General features: G+C 67.1%; 13 protein-coding genes. 10 read left to right on the top strand and 3 right to left on the bottom strand.

The features are described from left to right. Nucleotides 1-4 precede the first annotated feature (4 nt). Genes MOM01_RS23265 through MOM01_RS02220 form a run of 4 tightly spaced genes read left to right on the top strand, consistent with a single transcriptional unit; the run spans nucleotide 5 to nucleotide 5006 of the window. A complete protein-coding gene (locus tag MOM01_RS23265) occupies nucleotides 5-1159 on the top strand; it encodes an ABC transporter ATP-binding protein (RefSeq protein WP_241383746.1) in 1155 nt (384 codons plus the stop codon). Further along, nucleotides 1156-2940, top strand: coding sequence for an ABC transporter permease (locus MOM01_RS02230; protein ID WP_241383745.1), 1785 nt, complete (start codon nucleotides 1156-1158; stop codon nucleotides 2938-2940). The genes MOM01_RS23265 and MOM01_RS02230 overlap by 4 nt, the downstream gene beginning before the upstream one ends. Before the next feature lie 51 nt (nucleotides 2941-2991). Then, the gene (locus MOM01_RS02225) at nucleotides 2992-4032 is read left to right on the top strand and encodes an ABC transporter substrate-binding protein (protein WP_241383744.1); all 1041 of its coding nucleotides are present in this window, start codon (nucleotides 2992-2994) and stop codon (nucleotides 4030-4032) included. After that, nucleotides 4029-5006 (top strand): TIGR03619 family F420-dependent LLM class oxidoreductase, encoded by a 978-nt coding sequence (locus MOM01_RS02220; RefSeq protein ID WP_241383743.1) that lies wholly within the window; start codon nucleotides 4029-4031, stop codon nucleotides 5004-5006. Before MOM01_RS02225 ends, MOM01_RS02220 begins: the two co-directional genes overlap by 4 nt. 46 nt (nucleotides 5007-5052) lie before the next feature. Here MOM01_RS02220 and MOM01_RS02215 read toward each other — a convergent pair whose 3' ends face one another. The 3 genes from MOM01_RS02215 to MOM01_RS02205 all read right to left on the bottom strand — a co-directional run bounded on the left by MOM01_RS02215 (nucleotide 5053) and on the right by MOM01_RS02205 (nucleotide 7656). Further along, a complete protein-coding gene (locus MOM01_RS02215; protein ID WP_241383742.1) occupies nucleotides 5053-5712 on the bottom strand; it encodes a TerD family protein in 660 nt (219 codons plus the stop codon). 108 nt (nucleotides 5713-5820) lie between these two features. Continuing rightward, on the bottom strand, nucleotides 5821-6927 hold the full coding sequence (locus MOM01_RS02210; RefSeq protein WP_241383741.1) for a DUF475 domain-containing protein: 1107 nt from the start codon (nucleotides 6925-6927) through the stop codon (nucleotides 5821-5823). Nucleotides 6928-7080: 153 nt separating this feature from the next. Further along, nucleotides 7081-7656 carry a TerD family protein gene (locus tag MOM01_RS02205; RefSeq protein ID WP_241383740.1) on the bottom strand — a complete coding sequence of 192 codons (576 nt, stop codon included), beginning with the start codon at nucleotides 7654-7656 and terminating at the stop codon, nucleotides 7081-7083. Between the two features lie 291 nt (nucleotides 7657-7947). Here MOM01_RS02205 and MOM01_RS02200 point away from each other — a divergent pair, with 291 nt between their 5' ends. The 6 genes from MOM01_RS02200 (at nucleotide 7948) to MOM01_RS02175 (ending at nucleotide 14753) form a co-directional block, all read left to right on the top strand. After that, nucleotides 7948-9069, top strand: a complete 1122-nt coding sequence (locus MOM01_RS02200; RefSeq protein ID WP_241384039.1) for a hypothetical protein — start codon at nucleotides 7948-7950, stop codon at nucleotides 9067-9069. Between the two features lie 29 nt (nucleotides 9070-9098). Continuing rightward, nucleotides 9099-10256, top strand: a complete 1158-nt coding sequence (locus MOM01_RS02195) for an HpcH/HpaI aldolase/citrate lyase family protein (protein WP_241384038.1) — start codon at nucleotides 9099-9101, stop codon at nucleotides 10254-10256. Then, a complete protein-coding gene (locus MOM01_RS02190; protein WP_241383739.1) occupies nucleotides 10253-11548 on the top strand; it encodes a phosphoribosyltransferase family protein in 1296 nt (431 codons plus the stop codon). Before MOM01_RS02195 ends, MOM01_RS02190 begins: the two co-directional genes overlap by 4 nt. Then, entirely contained in the window at nucleotides 11545-12651 is a 1107-nt protein-coding gene (locus tag MOM01_RS02185) for a cysteine protease StiP family protein (RefSeq protein ID WP_241383738.1), read from the top strand. The genes MOM01_RS02190 and MOM01_RS02185 overlap by 4 nt, the downstream gene beginning before the upstream one ends. A gap of 65 nt (nucleotides 12652-12716) precedes the next feature. Continuing rightward, on the top strand, nucleotides 12717-13493 hold the full coding sequence (locus MOM01_RS02180) for an HAD family hydrolase (RefSeq protein ID WP_277609174.1): 777 nt from the start codon (nucleotides 12717-12719) through the stop codon (nucleotides 13491-13493). A gap of 42 nt (nucleotides 13494-13535) precedes the next feature. Next, nucleotides 13536-14753, top strand: coding sequence for a TerD family protein (locus tag MOM01_RS02175; RefSeq protein WP_241383736.1), 1218 nt, complete (start codon nucleotides 13536-13538; stop codon nucleotides 14751-14753). The last annotated feature ends 4 nt before the right edge of the window (nucleotides 14754-14757 follow it).

Genomic DNA, 14757 nt, shown 5'->3' with positions numbered 1-14757 from the left:
GATCGTGGACACAACGACGCCCACCGATCCGGCCGTGGTCGAGATCCGTAATCTCCGGAAGAGCTTCCGACGCCGGGACGGCGCCGCGATCACGCCGGTCGACGACATCTCCCTCGAGGTGTACGCCGGCGAGTTCGTGGTGCTGCTCGGACCCAGCGGGTGCGGCAAGACCACACTGTTGCGCTGCGTCGCCGGGCTCGAGCAACCCGACAGCGGAAGGATCGCGATCGGCGGACGCACCGTCTTCTCCTCTGCACAAGAGGTTCTCGTCCCTCCCGAACGACGATCGGTCAGTGTCGTCTTCCAGAGTTACGCACTGTGGCCGCATCTGACCGTGTTCAAGAACGTCGCGTATCCACTTCGGCGTCGCCGGCTGGGTACCGCGGCCGTCGCCGAGCGGGTCGCACACGTCCTCGAACTGGTCGGGGTCGGGCATCTGGCGCAGCAGTATCCGGGCCGGCTCAGCGGCGGCCAGCAACAGCGGGTCGCGCTGGCCCGCGCACTCGTGGCGGGCAACGATCTGGTCCTCTTCGACGAACCGCTGTCCAATGTCGACGCCAAGGTCCGTGATCAACTCCGCGGCGACCTGCTCGAGATGCAGCAGGAACTCGGTTTCGCAGCCCTGTACGTCACGCACGACCAGACCGAGGCCATGGAACTCGGGCATCGCATCGCCACCCTGCGTGAAGGGGTGATCGAGCAACTCGCTCCGCCTCGGGAGGTCTATCTGCAACCGGCGAACCGGTACGTGGCCAACTTCGTCGGACGGACCAACGAGTTCGACGGTCCTGTCACACGCATCGACGGCGACGTGATCGAGTTCAAATCCGCGCTCGGGCCGATGCTCGGGGTCGCGAACCGCGAGTTCGCGGTCGGCGATCACGTCCTCGGAGTCGTTCGGCCCGAAGCGATCCGGCTCACGGACGAAGCACCGGGTTCGGGGATGAACGTGCACTCCGGTAGGGTGCACTCGGTCGTCTTCGGCGGTGCACAGGTACGGATCCGGGTGGATCTGGGCGACGAATCGATCGAGGTGTGGCGTCCCAGCGACGGCCCGGCACCCGATCCCGGCACCACGGTGTGGGTCGGCTTCGACGCCACCAACTGCTGGCTCATGGACGGCACGGAATTGTCCGGCGACGAGCGGGGCGACCGGTGAGTACGCCACCGTCCGTCGCGGGCCTTCCGGCGCCCGCGTCCGAGCCGTCCGGGCCACTGCGGACGTCCTTCCGCTCCGCGCTTCGGCCGCAAGGGATCCGCTACCGGCCGCTGCACGCGGTCACGGCCGTGGTCACGCTCGTGTTGTGCCTCCTGCTGCTCTACCCGCTGACCATCATGGTCTGGCGCACCTTCGTGCTCGGCGGCGACGTCATCGGCTTCGACGACCTCGAACGCGTCTTCACCGACCCTCGCACCCGCTCCGCCGTCACCAACACGGCCGTCATCCTGTTCACCGCCGGACCGCTCGCTCTGGTCGTCGGCGGTATGCTCGCGTGGCTCAACGAGCGGACCGATGCGCGATTCGGACTCGTCGGCGAACTCCTTCCCATCGCTTCCCTCCTGGTGCCACCGATCGCGGGTTCGATCGCCTGGACCTTCCTCCTTTCGCCCAACAGCGGATTCGTCAACGTCCTCATCCGTGATGTGCTCGGCGCGATCGGAATTCATCTCGGGAGCGGACCGGTCGACATCTTCAGCTGGTACGGCGTGATACTCGCCTACACGGCGTACATGGTTCCCTACGCCTACCTACCGCTGGCGGCATCGCTACGTTCCCTCGACCCTGCGCTGGAAGAAGCGGCCCGCATGTCCGGCTCCTCCCCGTTGCGCACCTTCGTCACGGTGACCCTCCCGGCCGTCAAACCTGCTGCGCTGTCGGCGGTTTTCCTCGTCACCGTGGTCTGTCTGGGTATCTATTCGGTGCCGAGCATCCTCGGTACCCGGTCCGGTATCGACGTGATGTCCACCCGCATCGTGCAGTCCATGAAGTTCTCGTACCCTCCGGACACCCGCGGCGCGCTCCTGCTCGGACTGGTGATGCTCCTGGTGATCGGGGTGGTCTGGCTGCTCCAGGCACGCAGTGCTCGCAGTGGGAACTACGCCCGGATCTCCTCGCGAGGACAATCCGATGCGGTCGTGTCGCTGGGCCGGTGGCGCACACCGGCCCGACTGGCGATGATCGGCTATCTCCTGCTGATGTCGGTGATTCCACTGGTCGCGCTGTTGTTCGTCTCGGTTCAGCGTTACTGGACCCCGGACGTGAAGTGGGACGAGCTGGGGCTGCAGAACTACCGCGCGCTTCTGTCCAGCAGCGGACCTGCCGGTGAAGCCCTGCGCAACAGCCTGTGGCTGGGCACCGTCGGTAGTGTGGTCGGCGTTCTCGCCGCCGTGTTCGCGGCACTCTATCTGTACCGCAGTACTTCACGACTGGCCCGAGTCGCCGACGGTGTACTCAAACTGCCCGGCAACATGTCGCACATCGTGCTGGCCGTCGCCTTCGTGCTGGCCTTCGCGGGCGATCCCTTCCGACTCGGCAATACCCGCTGGCTGCTACTCATCGCCTTCATCGCGGTGTACCTCTACCAGGCGGTACTTCAATCCTCCGATGCGCTCTCCCGTGTGGGTGACGACCTCACCGACGCCTCCTACACCTCCGGCCACGGCGAGGGCCGGACGCTGCGCTGGATCATCCTGCCGCTCATGGCTCCCGGCCTCGTCTCGGCCGGGATCCTGTTCTTCGTCCACATCATCGGAGACGTCAACGCTGCCGCGATCCTCGCCGGCTCACGGAATCCGGTCGTCGGCTCGACGCTCGTCGATCTCTACGAGGGCGGCGATCACGCGCAACTCGCAGCGCTCGCGGGCATCCTCAGCCTGATCTCGGTGGCGTTCGTCCTCGCGGCACTGTCGCTCGCCCGATTCCTGACTCGTCGGCGCTAGATCCCGTCACCCACACACCGGAGCTTCCGTCCATCCCGAGAGAGGTACACCATGCCGTCATCGATCCGACGCCGATCGCACGTCTTCGGCGCCCTCGGCACCATCCTTCTTCTGCTCGCCGCGTGCGGCGAGAGCAGCGTCGCAGGTCCCAGCCGGGCGATGGACTCCTTCGACGAGGTCGTCGACGCTGCCCGGGAGGAAGGCAGTGTCGTCGTCTACAGCGCCTACAACGCCGAACTCACCCAGAGCCTGGCCGATGCCTTCGAGGCCGAATATTCCATCGACGTCCAGGTGGTGCGCCAGGCCAGTGCCGATCTCGACGCACGGTTCGCTGCCGAGTCCGAGGCCGGCTCGGTGGGAGCCGACGTCCTGTGGCAACCCGATCCGGTCTTCGCCGAGAGCGCCGCCGCGAACGGGTGGCTGGCTCCGCTGGATGCGGCGCAGATCCCCAATCTGGAACGGGTCGACGCGGCCGAGCGGACCGAATACTCCGTGCCGGTACTCGAACAGCCTTGGGGCATCGCCTACAACACGGACCTGATCACCGGGAATCCCCCGGCATCGTGGGAAGACCTCGTCACCGGTGATGCGCTCGAACGCGGACTGCTCGTCGCCGCACCTCAGAACAGCGTCGCCACCGCCGGTGTCTACAACTTCTGGCTCGACACCTTCGGCGAGGACTACTTCGCCGACCTGCGCAGCACCCAGAACTACTCCATGGGTGACTCGGTGAGCAACGCCATCCAGCAGGTCGCGGCCGGGGAGGTCGGCGCATTCGTCCCCGCTCCGCTCAGCACGGTGTCGACCGTGCAGGAGGCAGGCGCTCCCGTGCGGGTCGTGGTTCCGGACAAGACCACCGGTTTCGCCATGCTCGCCTCGATCGGCAACAGCGCGCCCCATCCGAACGCGGCGCGACTGTTCGTCGACTTCCTGCTCTCCGATGCCGGACAGGCGATCGCGGTCGGCGATCTTGCCGTCCCGGTCATCGACTCGGTCACCTCCGGGGTCTCGCGACCGGCGGAGTACGTGCCGACCGACAATGCCGCGACCGCTGCGCGGCTGGACGAGATCGTCGGGCTGGTCACGCCGTGACGTCCGGCGCGATCACCTTCGGGGTCAAGCTTCCCAATCTCAGCCCGCTCGCGTCGCGGGACTCGATCCTGACCACGGGGACGGTCGCCGAACGCCTCGGTTTCACCGCCGTCTGGGCCAGCGACCACGTGGTCTTCACTCCGACCACGGAGCACGATCATCCGGACCGGCGATTCCCCGTCGGCTTCGACACCCCCGCCGTCGATCCGCTGGTCGCGCTCGCGGCGGTAGCGGGTGCCACGGAGCGCGTCGAACTCGGCACGTCGGTCCTCGTCCTCGCCAATCGCAATCCGGTGGTCGTCGCGAAAGCCTGGGCGTCGCTCGATCTGCTCGCCCCCGGACGCGTGCTGGCCGGCATCGGGACCGGATGGCAGGAAAACGAATTCCACGCCCTCGGAGCCGGTGACCGTTTCCGTCGTCGCGGTTCGGCCACGGTCGAGTTCATCGACATCCTGCGAACCTGCTGGAGCGATCCCTCCGACGGGTTCACCGGCGAGTTCTGTTCGTTCGGTCCGATCCATTTCGCCCCGCGCCCCGCCGCCGGGATCCCGATCCTGCTCGCGGGGAGAAGCGATCGCGGGCTGCGCAGGGTCGCGAGTCACGGCGACGGTTTCCACGGTACGAATCTGAACCCGGCCGCGGCAGGAGAGGCGATCGCGCGGATCGAGAAGTACGCCGCCGCCTGCGGACGGGCGACGGCCTCCCGCCGCTACACCACCTTGTGCGAGCTGGATCTGCGCGACCGGCCCGTCGGACCGGACGAGGACCACGGCGGCATCCATCTGGTGGGTACACCCGAACAGGTCGCCGAACGCATCCGCGCGTTCGACGCTGCGGGCATCTCTCATCTGGCGTTACGGGTGCGGGCGCTGTCCGGCAGCACGCGTAAGGAGATCTCCAACAGATTGTCGGTGCGAGCCGGGGTGGAGCAACTCGAACGGTTCGAGGCCGAGGTCACACCGTTGATCGCGTGAACGCTCGGCCTCGGACCCGTTGACGAATCCTCGACAGCGAGGTCGGCTACTTGCGGCCGGCCTGCCACTGCATGCCCCACCCGTAGGCGCGGTCGAGGTCGGACTGGCTGCCGTCGACGTACTGGACCAGACGCTCGACGGTGATGCCCTGCCCCGTGTTCTGCAGCATCGCGATCGCGCAGATGCGCGCGCCGTTGTTCGGCGAGTCCAGACGCACCTCGATCTGCGGGCCTGCCGGCGGAGTGAGCGTCACGACACCGTCCACAGCAGCCCAGTTCGGTGCGCCCTCGTAGATCATCGCGAAGATCAGCACACGCTTGAACAGTTCCGGTCGTTCGAGGTTGACGGACATGTTCTCGCCACCACTGACCGAACCGGTCCGATCGTCACCGTCGAGGTGGATGTAGGGCGGGGTGTGCAGCGAACCGAAGCTGTTGCCGAGCGCCTGGATGACGCCCTTCGAGCCGTCGGCGAGTTCGTAGAGGCACCCGAGGTCGAGATCCACGCCGCCGCTCGCACCGGTGAGCTTCGCGAGGAATCCCTTCTTCTGTTCGCCGCGCGACCAGTTCAGGTTCACTCGCGTCACACCCTGGCCTGCTCCGCCCTTCGAGAGGCTGACCGTCGGGGATTCCTTGGTGAGATTGATCTTGCCGAGGTTGACGCCACCGGCGTTCTGCTCGGGCTTCTTGTTGTAATCGATGGCCATATCGTGCCTTTCGTCGGAGCGGATACGAAAATGCCGATGGGAGTTGCTCGTCCCGTGAATCTCGGGTCGAGAAACTCCCATCGGCGGTGTGATTCGAACAGTCGAGGATCAGGGAATGCTGGTCTTCACGGCGTCTTCGCCTTCCCTGGCCGCGATCTTGCGGTTGCGGTAGACACTCGACGCGAAGGCCGCACCGATCAGGGCCACACCGACCAGGCCGGTGATGACCTCCGGCACGTGGGTGCCGATCGAGTACAGCAGGATCAGCGCGAGTGCGCCGATGGCCCAGTGCGCTCCGTGCTCGAGGTACACGTAGTCGGAGAGCGTGCCCTTGCGCACCAGGTAGATGGTGATCGAGCGGACGAACATCGCGCCGATGAAGCCGAGGCCCAGGGCGATGATGATCGGATCGGAGGTGATGGCGAACGCGCCGATGACACCGTCGAAGGAGAACGACGCGTCGAGGACCTCGAGGTAGAGGAACAGGAAGAAGCCGGCCTTACCGGTCGCCTTCGCGAGGCCGCTCGGGCCGCCGCTGGGCTCTTCGCCTTCCTCCGGGATGTGGAACATCTCGCCGAGACCGTTGACCCCGATGTAGGTGATCATGCCGAGCGCACCGGCGATCATGACGGTCGAGACCTTGTCGTCGGGAGCGATGACGGTGGCCGTGACGAGCAGCAGCGCCGTAGCGACGACGACCTCGAGCTGGTCGAGCTTGCCGGCCTTCGCGAGGGGACGCTCGAGCCACTCGAGCCACTTGATCTCGCGCTCTTCGAGGATGAAGTGCAGGAACAGCATCAGCAGGAACATGCCGCCGAAGGCTGCGATCTGCGGATGCGCGTCGGTGATCAGGGTTTCGTAGCTGGGGCTGCCGTCCGGGAAGTAGGCGGCGCCGTCGGCAGGCGGATTGAGCGCCAGGTTCAACGCGTCGACCGGTCCGAGCCCGGAGGCCACCCACACGATCGCGAGGGGGAAGATCAGACGCATGCCGAAAACGGCGATGAGGATGCCGATGGTGAGGAAGATCTTCTGCCAGAACTCGCTCATCCGGCGCAGCACGGTGGCGTTGATGACCGCGTTGTCGAACGACAGCGACACCTCGAGGATGCCGAGGATCACGCAGAGGAACAGAGCCTGGGGACCGCCGTAGAGGAAGGCGACCACCAGAGAGACGACGGTGACCGCGAAGGAAACACCGAATATTCGCAGAACCACGAAGCGTGGCCTTTCTCGTAGGAATCAGAGCGTTGCAGGGTGGTTACTGCAGATGTTCGGTTGCACACCCTCGGGTGATCCGTCGGGGTGAACCGGAGCGCCGGACCCGGCCCAGGTGCAAGGCGACCGGAGCCGGATCCGGCGGACTACGAACTAGACGTTGACGCCGTAGTCGCGAGCGATGCCCGCCAGACCGGACGCGTAGCCCTGGCCGATGGCGCGGAACTTCCACTCCGCACCGTTGCGGTACAGCTCGCCGAACACCATCGCGGTTTCGGTCGACGCGTCCTCGGACAGGTCGTAACGAGCGAGCTCGTTACCGTTCGCACGGTCGACGACGCGGATGTACGCGTTGCGGACCTGGCCGAACGACTGGCTGCGCGAGTCGGCATCGTAGATCGACACCGGGAAGAAGATGCTCTCGATGTTCGCCGGAACGGCGGCGAGATCGACGTTGATGACCTCGTCGTCGCCCTCACCCTCGCCGGTGCGGTTGTCGCCGGCGTGCTCGATCGCGCCGTCGGGCGACTTGAGGTTGTTGAAGAAGATGAAGTGCTGGTCGGACACGACCTTCTTGTCGGCCCCGGTCGCGATGGCGCTGGCATCGAGGTCGAAGTCGGTGCCGGTGGTGCTGCGAACGTCCCAGCCCAGGCCGACGGCCACTGCCGTCAGGTTCGGAGCTTCCTTGGTCAGGGAGACGTTTCCGCCCTTGGTCAAGCTGACGCCCATTCGGGGGTCCTTTCGATCGTTCCAACGGTCGACGTACCGGAGTGGGCACGCCCGGTGTGCGTGTCTCTCCACAGTAGTAGCTGTCACGGGGTACGCCCATATCCACTATGCCCGGTGCCGCACACTCCTCCCGCGACCGAACAGCGACCGCCCACCCTGCAGGAAGCACGACGAATCGGCCGGGTGGTCGCGTGCCCAGTACCATTCGGTCCTGTGGCGAGCCGATGGACGCGCCGCCTGTTCGGCGGGGGAAACACCGAAGATCCCGCGGCTCGTCGTGCCCATGACGCGATGGTCGCGGCATTCCTCGACATGGACCGGCGCCAGTCGGTCATCGAGGCCGGTGTCGCCGCCTCCTACGAGTTCGAACCCGAACGGCATCTACTCCGCGAATGGGAGCCGATCCGGCAGGCCTGCTATCGCGCAGGCGAGACGTATCTCGAGCTGGCCGTGACGGATCCGGACCGGCCGCTCGCCCCTGCCCCCGCCTACGAGCAGGCACTTCTGCAGATATCCGAAGCAACACGAACACTTGATGAATTCTTCGGAAACAATCGGGGGCATCTCGAACACATGACGGCCGTGGCGAATGCCGTGCCCGAGCTCGTGCACCGGATCCGAACCGAGGCGCAGGATGCACTGGCCGCCGTGCACGCACCGGATTCCGTTGCTTACACGCACTATCCCTCCGTCCGTTCCGCCACCGAGAACCTCGAGAAGGCGCTGAGCACGCTCGATGCTGCGCAGGGGGCAGGCGCGACCCGCGCGGCCGCTCTGCGGGCCGAGGGGGCCACAGCCGCCCTCCGCACCGCGCTGAACGAGGCCCCGAGACGCCGGGACGAAGCCGCACGCACCCTCGCGTCCGTGCTCACCAGGCTCGATGCCGTCCGGACACGAGCGGAGGGATTGGCACCGGCCTTCTCCGCCCTGCTCCGGGAGTTCAACGCAGCCAGTTCCGCCGACCTGTCCGGCAACGAGAAGCAGGCGAGAGAACTCCTCGCTCGTGCGGACGAGCAACTCCGGCGTGCGCGCGCAGCAGCCGACGACGGCCGGCCCGAGGAAGCGCTCGAGCTGGTCACGGCGATCCGCGCCGAACTGTCCCGGGCCGAGGAACTCGTCGACGCCGTCACCACGAGACTCGCCACGCTGCGCGTCGTCCGGCAGAATCCGGGGGCCAAGGTCGACGAGGTCCGGTTCCGCCTCCGTGACGCACAACACCTGGCAGTGCAACGCGGTCTCACCGCAGAATGGGGTTCCGTCCTCGACTCGCAGTTGAGCCGGATCGACCGGGCCGTCGATGCACTCACCGGTGTGCATCCCGACTACTGGGCCTATGTCAGAGACCTCGATGCGGTGTCGACCTTCATCGCAGGAGTGGTGGATCGAATGAGAGGACGGACCGACAGCGCATGACGGGTGCCACAATCACCGAGGTGCAGGCCATGCAGCACTTCCGGCATCTCGCCGGGGCGACACTGGAACGATTGTTCCTGCATCGTCCCGAGCCGTTCGGGCACAGCGACCACCGCGACCGTCTGGCGACCGCTCTCGGCGCCACGCTCTATGTGCCCGCGACACGCAGTGACCTCGTCGCGACGATCACCCGGCGCGGCGCCGAGGGCGTGACGTCGATGGTGCTCGACCTCGAGGACGCCGTCGCCGACGACGAGGTCGAGCAGGCCCTGCAGAATGCCGTCGCAACTCTCGACGCGCTCGCCGAGCGGGGCCCCTCGGCCATGATGTTGTTCGTCCGGGTCCGCAGCGCGGACGGAGTCCGGCGGATCGCGTCCGCGCTCGGTGCCGGCAGGGCCGTACTGACCGGCTTCGTCGTACCCAAGTTCACCGCTCGGACCGGTCCCGCCTTCCTCGACGCGGTGGCTGCGGCGTCGGCCTCGCTCGGCCGTCATCTCTACGCGATGCCCGTCATCGAATCGGCCGAAGTGGTCCACCGAGAGACCCGCGACGACGAACTGCGTGCGATCTCTCGTCTCCTCGCCGAACACCGCGACCGCGTGCTCGCCGTCCGCATCGGGGCGACCGACATGTGTGCCACCTTCGGGATCCGGCGCGACCGCGACCTGACGATCTACGACGTGCGGGTCGTCGTCGACGTGATCGCCGATGTCGTGAACCATCTCGGACGGACCGACGGAACGGGTTTCGTGATCACGGGCCCGGTATGGGAGTACTTCGCCGACCACGAGCGTATGTTCCGTCCCATGCTGCGTGCGACGCCCTTCGAGGAACAGGACGCCGTGCTGTTCCGGCAGCAACTCGTCAGCCGCGATCTCGACGGTCTGCTCCGCGAGATCGCCCTCGACCGGGCCAACGGCATCCAGGGCAAGACGGTCATCCACCCGTCGCATGTCGCTGCGGTGCACGCACTGTCGGCCGTCACGCACGAGGAATACCACGACGCGATCGACATCCTCGATCGCGACACCGGGGGCGTGCAGGCCTCGGGTTACCGCAACAAGATGAACGAACGCCGACCCCACCGCACGTGGGCCGAGCAGACGCTCCTGCGAGCGTCGGTATTCGGTGTCACCCGCAAGGGGATCACCTTCGTCGACCTCCTGACGGCGTTGGTCGAACGATGACCGGAGTTGTCGATATTCCTTGGGCTACGGCAGAACTCGGACTCGCTCTCGAGCACGTGGACTCTCCGTGCGGCGACACCGTGCCCGAACTCGTCCGGCCGGGACTGCGGCGCAATCCGCGTCGAGCGCATCTGCTGGTCTCCACGGTCCTCGGCAAGCACGTTCCCACCGACCCCGCAGCGGTACTCGGTGCCGGTCACCGGCTCGGGCGGCTCGTCGCAGCCGAGTTGGGCGATACGGCCTCGGAGGTGGTCGTTCTCGGATTCGCCGAGACCGCAACCGGTCTGGGTCACTGCGTCGCCGACGCGCTCGACGCGGCGTGCTACCTGCATTCGACGCGGCGCCGCGTGCCGGGAGCCGAGGTGCTCGCCGGTTTCGAGGAGGGGCACTCCCACGCCACCTTCCACCTGCTCCAGCCGACCTCCGGAGCCCTGTTCGCCAATTCGGCACCGCTCGTCCTCGTCGACGACGAGATCTCCACAGGAGCAACGGCTCTCGACGCAATCAGGGCGCTGCACCGCGACCATCCGCGTGAGCATTACGTGCTCGCCTCGCTCGTCGACATGCGTTCGGAAGAGGACCGCCGCCGCACGGCGGAGGTCGCAGCGGAACTCGGCGCCACGATCCGGCACGTGAGCCTGGCGAGCGGACGGGCCGTCGTACCCGACGATCTCGTCGCCCGCGTCTCGGCACTGCCCGAACCCGCACTGTGCCCGGTCTCCGACCGGCGGGGAGAAGTCCGGTTCGTCACCCTTCCGTGGCCGGCGCATGTGCCCGACGGGGGCCGGCACGGGATGCTCCGGGCCGACGCCTCCGCCTTCGATGCCGCACTGTCGTCGGCCACCGATGCCCTCGCCGCCGTGCGGGAGGCCGACCGGCCCGCCGTCGTCGTCGGACACGAGGAGCTGATGTATCTGCCGCTGCGACTCGCCGCCGCACTCGCAGAACGCGGCACACCCGCACGGTTCCAGACGACGACGCGATCCCCCGCCTACGTGATGGATGTCGAAGGATATCCACTTCGCCGCGGATTCCGCTTCATCGCACCGGAACACATCGACACCGGATTCGAGAGCGAGGTTCCGCGCTATCTCTACAACGCGCAATGGCCCACCCCGACCGGGATCCGGCCCGAACTGATCCTCGTGATCGATTCGCCCGCCGACACCGACCGACTCCGCGCGCCGGGAGGTGTTCTCGACGTGCTCACCGCCGCAGGCGAGGACGTGCTCGTCGCGATCGTCCCCGCGACCGATCCGAGGGCGTTGCGTACACACAGGGAGAAACGATGACCGTGCCACTCACCGGACCCGAATTCGGCTCCTACGCCGCCGACGAGGTGACGTGGCTGCTCAAGGATCTCTCCCACGTGGACCTCGAAGGCGACATCGCCGAACGGGAGGCGCGTATCCAGGCGGGCCTGGCGCACTACGCCGAGTCCCTGCCGATCGAATACCAGCCCGACGCCGCCTATCGCGAACTGTTCGACAAGGCGCTGGCCGCCACGGCCGGCCGCCTCGCGCACGCGGTCGGCACGGTCACCGAACTGCTTCTCGCCGAACGCGGAACGGACCTGACGCTCGTCTCGCTCGCCCGAGCGGGCACCCCGATCGGCATCCTGATCCGCCGATGGGCTCTGCACCATCACGGCCTGTCCCTGCCGCACTACTCGGTGTCCATCGTCCGGGGACGCGGAATCGACACCGCCGCTTTGGATCACATCACCGCTCGGCACGACCCGAAGTCCGTCGTCTTCGTCGACGGCTGGACGGGCAAGGGGGCGATCGCCCGTGAACTGTCCGCCGCACTCGCCGAATACGCCGCCCGCGGCGGTCCCGCCCTGTCGGACGATCTCGCAGTGCTCGCCGATCCCGGCCACTGCGTGCGCACCTACGGCACGCGGGACGACTTCCTCATCGCGTCGGCCTGTCTGAACTCCACGGTGTCCGGGCTGGTGTCGCGGACTGTGCTCAACGACAGGTGGATCGCACCCGGTGAGTTCCACGGTGCCAAGTTCTACTCCGAACTCGCACCCGACGACGTCTCGAATCACCTGTTGGACACCGTCGGTGCGGAATTCGACACGTGCGGCGATGCCGTATCGGCCGCGCGGGTGGTGCTCGACTCCGACCGCACCCCCACCTGGGCCGGCTGGGAATCCGTCGAACGTGTGCGGGCACGCTACGGCATCTCGAGTGTCAACTTCGTCAAACCCGGCGTCGGAGAGACCACCCGAGTGCTGTTGCGGCGCGTTCCCTGGAAGGTACTGGTGCGCGACACGACCGCGGACGAACACGCCCACATCCGCATGCTCGCCGCCGCCCGCGACGTACCCGTCGAACAGGTCCCCGATCTCGCGTATTCCTGTATGGGACTGATCAAGGATCTGCCGTGAGCACGTCCGCGCCCGCACTGGTCGCCACCGATCTCGACCGCACACTCATCTATTCGCGCGCCGCGATGACCGGCGACCAGTTCGAGGCCCAGGACCTGCTCTGCGTCGAGTACTACGAGGGCGCACCGCTGTCCTACGTCACCGACACTGCAGCGCAACGACTCCGATCCCTCGCCACCGAGCTTCCGGTGGTTCCGACGACCACGCGCACCCCCGAACAGTTCCGGCGCATCGAGCTGCCGGGCGGGCCGTGGCGGTATGCCATTGCGAGCAACGGCGGGTCGATCATCGAGGACGGCCGGCTCGACCCGCACTGGCGACGCAGCGTCGAGTTTGCGGTACGCGAGGGTGGCGCGAGCCTCGACGAGATCACGTCCGAACTGCGCAGTCGCATCTCGGAGGAGTGGGTCGCGAAGTTCCGCATCGCGGACGAGCTGTTCTGCTATCTCGTCGTCGACGTCTCGTCGCAGCCCGCGGAGTTCCTCGACGACTGGCACGACTGGTGCTCGGCACGCGGCTGGAACGCCTCGCAACAGGGCCGGAAGATCTACACGATGCCGAACAGCGTGTGCAAGAGCCGCGCGGTCGCCGAGGTCCACCGCAGACTGAGCGACGCCGGGTTGCTCGCACACGACGCCCCTGTCTTCGCCGCCGGTGACGGCGCGCTCGACGCGGAGATGCTCAAGGCCGCCGACGCGGCGATCCGGCCGCGTCACGGCGAACTCGAACTGATGGACTGGCGTCATCCGACCGTCTCGGTGACCGGCGCCGCAGGTGTCACGGCCGGGGAGGAAATCCTCGCCTGGTTCGCCCGATCCGCTCGTGTTCCGGTCGCTTCGTAGAGTAGAAGGCGCCCGGCCACCGATACAGTGAGGACACATCTCTTGCCGACTTCGCTCTCCAAGGGTCAGAACGGACCGCTCAGCGCATCCGACGTGGTCGTCTCGCTCGAGCTGACCACTCCCGCCGATCTGTCTGCACTGCTCGTCAAGGCCGACGGCAAGGTGCGCTCCGACGCCGACTTCGTCTTCTTCAACCAGCCCACCGGCCCGGGCGTACGACTCGTTCCCGGCACTCCGGGGCAGGCCGCGTCGCTCGCCGTCTCCCTCGCGCAGGTGCCCGCCGACATCGATCAGGTGCGTGCCGTGATCACTCTCGACGACACGTCGAGCAGCTTCGGCCGGTTCGCGCCGCCCACAGCCCGGGTCTCCGACAGCACCGGCACCGTTCTGTACGAGTACCGGATCGAAGGACTGACCAGCGAATCCATCGTGATCGCGCTGGAACTGTACCGTCGCCAGGACGCGTGGAAGGTGCGTGCTGTGGGGCAGGGATATGCGGGCGGATTCGCGGCCCTGGTGACCGACCACGGGGTCAGCGTCGACGACGCACCGGCACAACCGGCTGCTGCGGCTCCGCAACCGGTCACTCCCCCGCCCGCGCCGGCCCCGGCCGCTCCCCCGGCTCCCCCGGTACAACCGGCGGCGCCGGCCCAGCCCGCAGAAGTCAGCCTCACCAAGAATCGCCCCGTGAGCCTGGTGAAGGGCCAGAAGGTCACCCTCCGCAAGGACGGCGGCGTCGCACTGACTTTCCTGCGTATGGGCCTCGGCTGGGACCCGGTCGAGAAGCGTGGCCTGTTCGGCAACCGCTCCGCGGACATCGACCTCGACGCGTCGGCGGTGCTGTTCGCCGACAACCAGATCGCCGACGTCGTGTACTACGGCCAGTTGCGTTCGAAGGACGGATCGATCCAGCATGAGGGCGACAATCTCACCGGAGCCGGCGAGGGCGACGACGAGGTGATGCTCGTCGACCTCACCCGCGTGCCCGCCCATGTCACGACCGTGATGTTCATCGTGACCTCGTACAAGGGCCACACCTTCGAGCAGGTGAAGAATGCGTTCTGCCGTCTCGTCGACGGCACGACCGGCGCCGAACTCGCCCGCTACACCCTCCAGGGCGGCATGCCTTTCACGGGCATGGTCATGGCGAAGGTCTACCGGCAGGGAAGCGAGTGGAAGCTGCAGGCCATCGGTGAGGGTATGCAGGCGAAGCATCCCGGTGAGGCGGCGCCGCAACTGGGCCGCTTCCTGAACTCGTAAGCCG

Origin of the sequence: Rhodococcus sp. CH91, assembly GCF_022554085.1 — a bacterium.
Classification (GTDB): Bacteria; Actinomycetota; Actinomycetes; order Mycobacteriales; family Mycobacteriaceae; genus Rhodococcus.
This window is presented reverse-complemented; position numbering and strand designations above follow the sequence as displayed.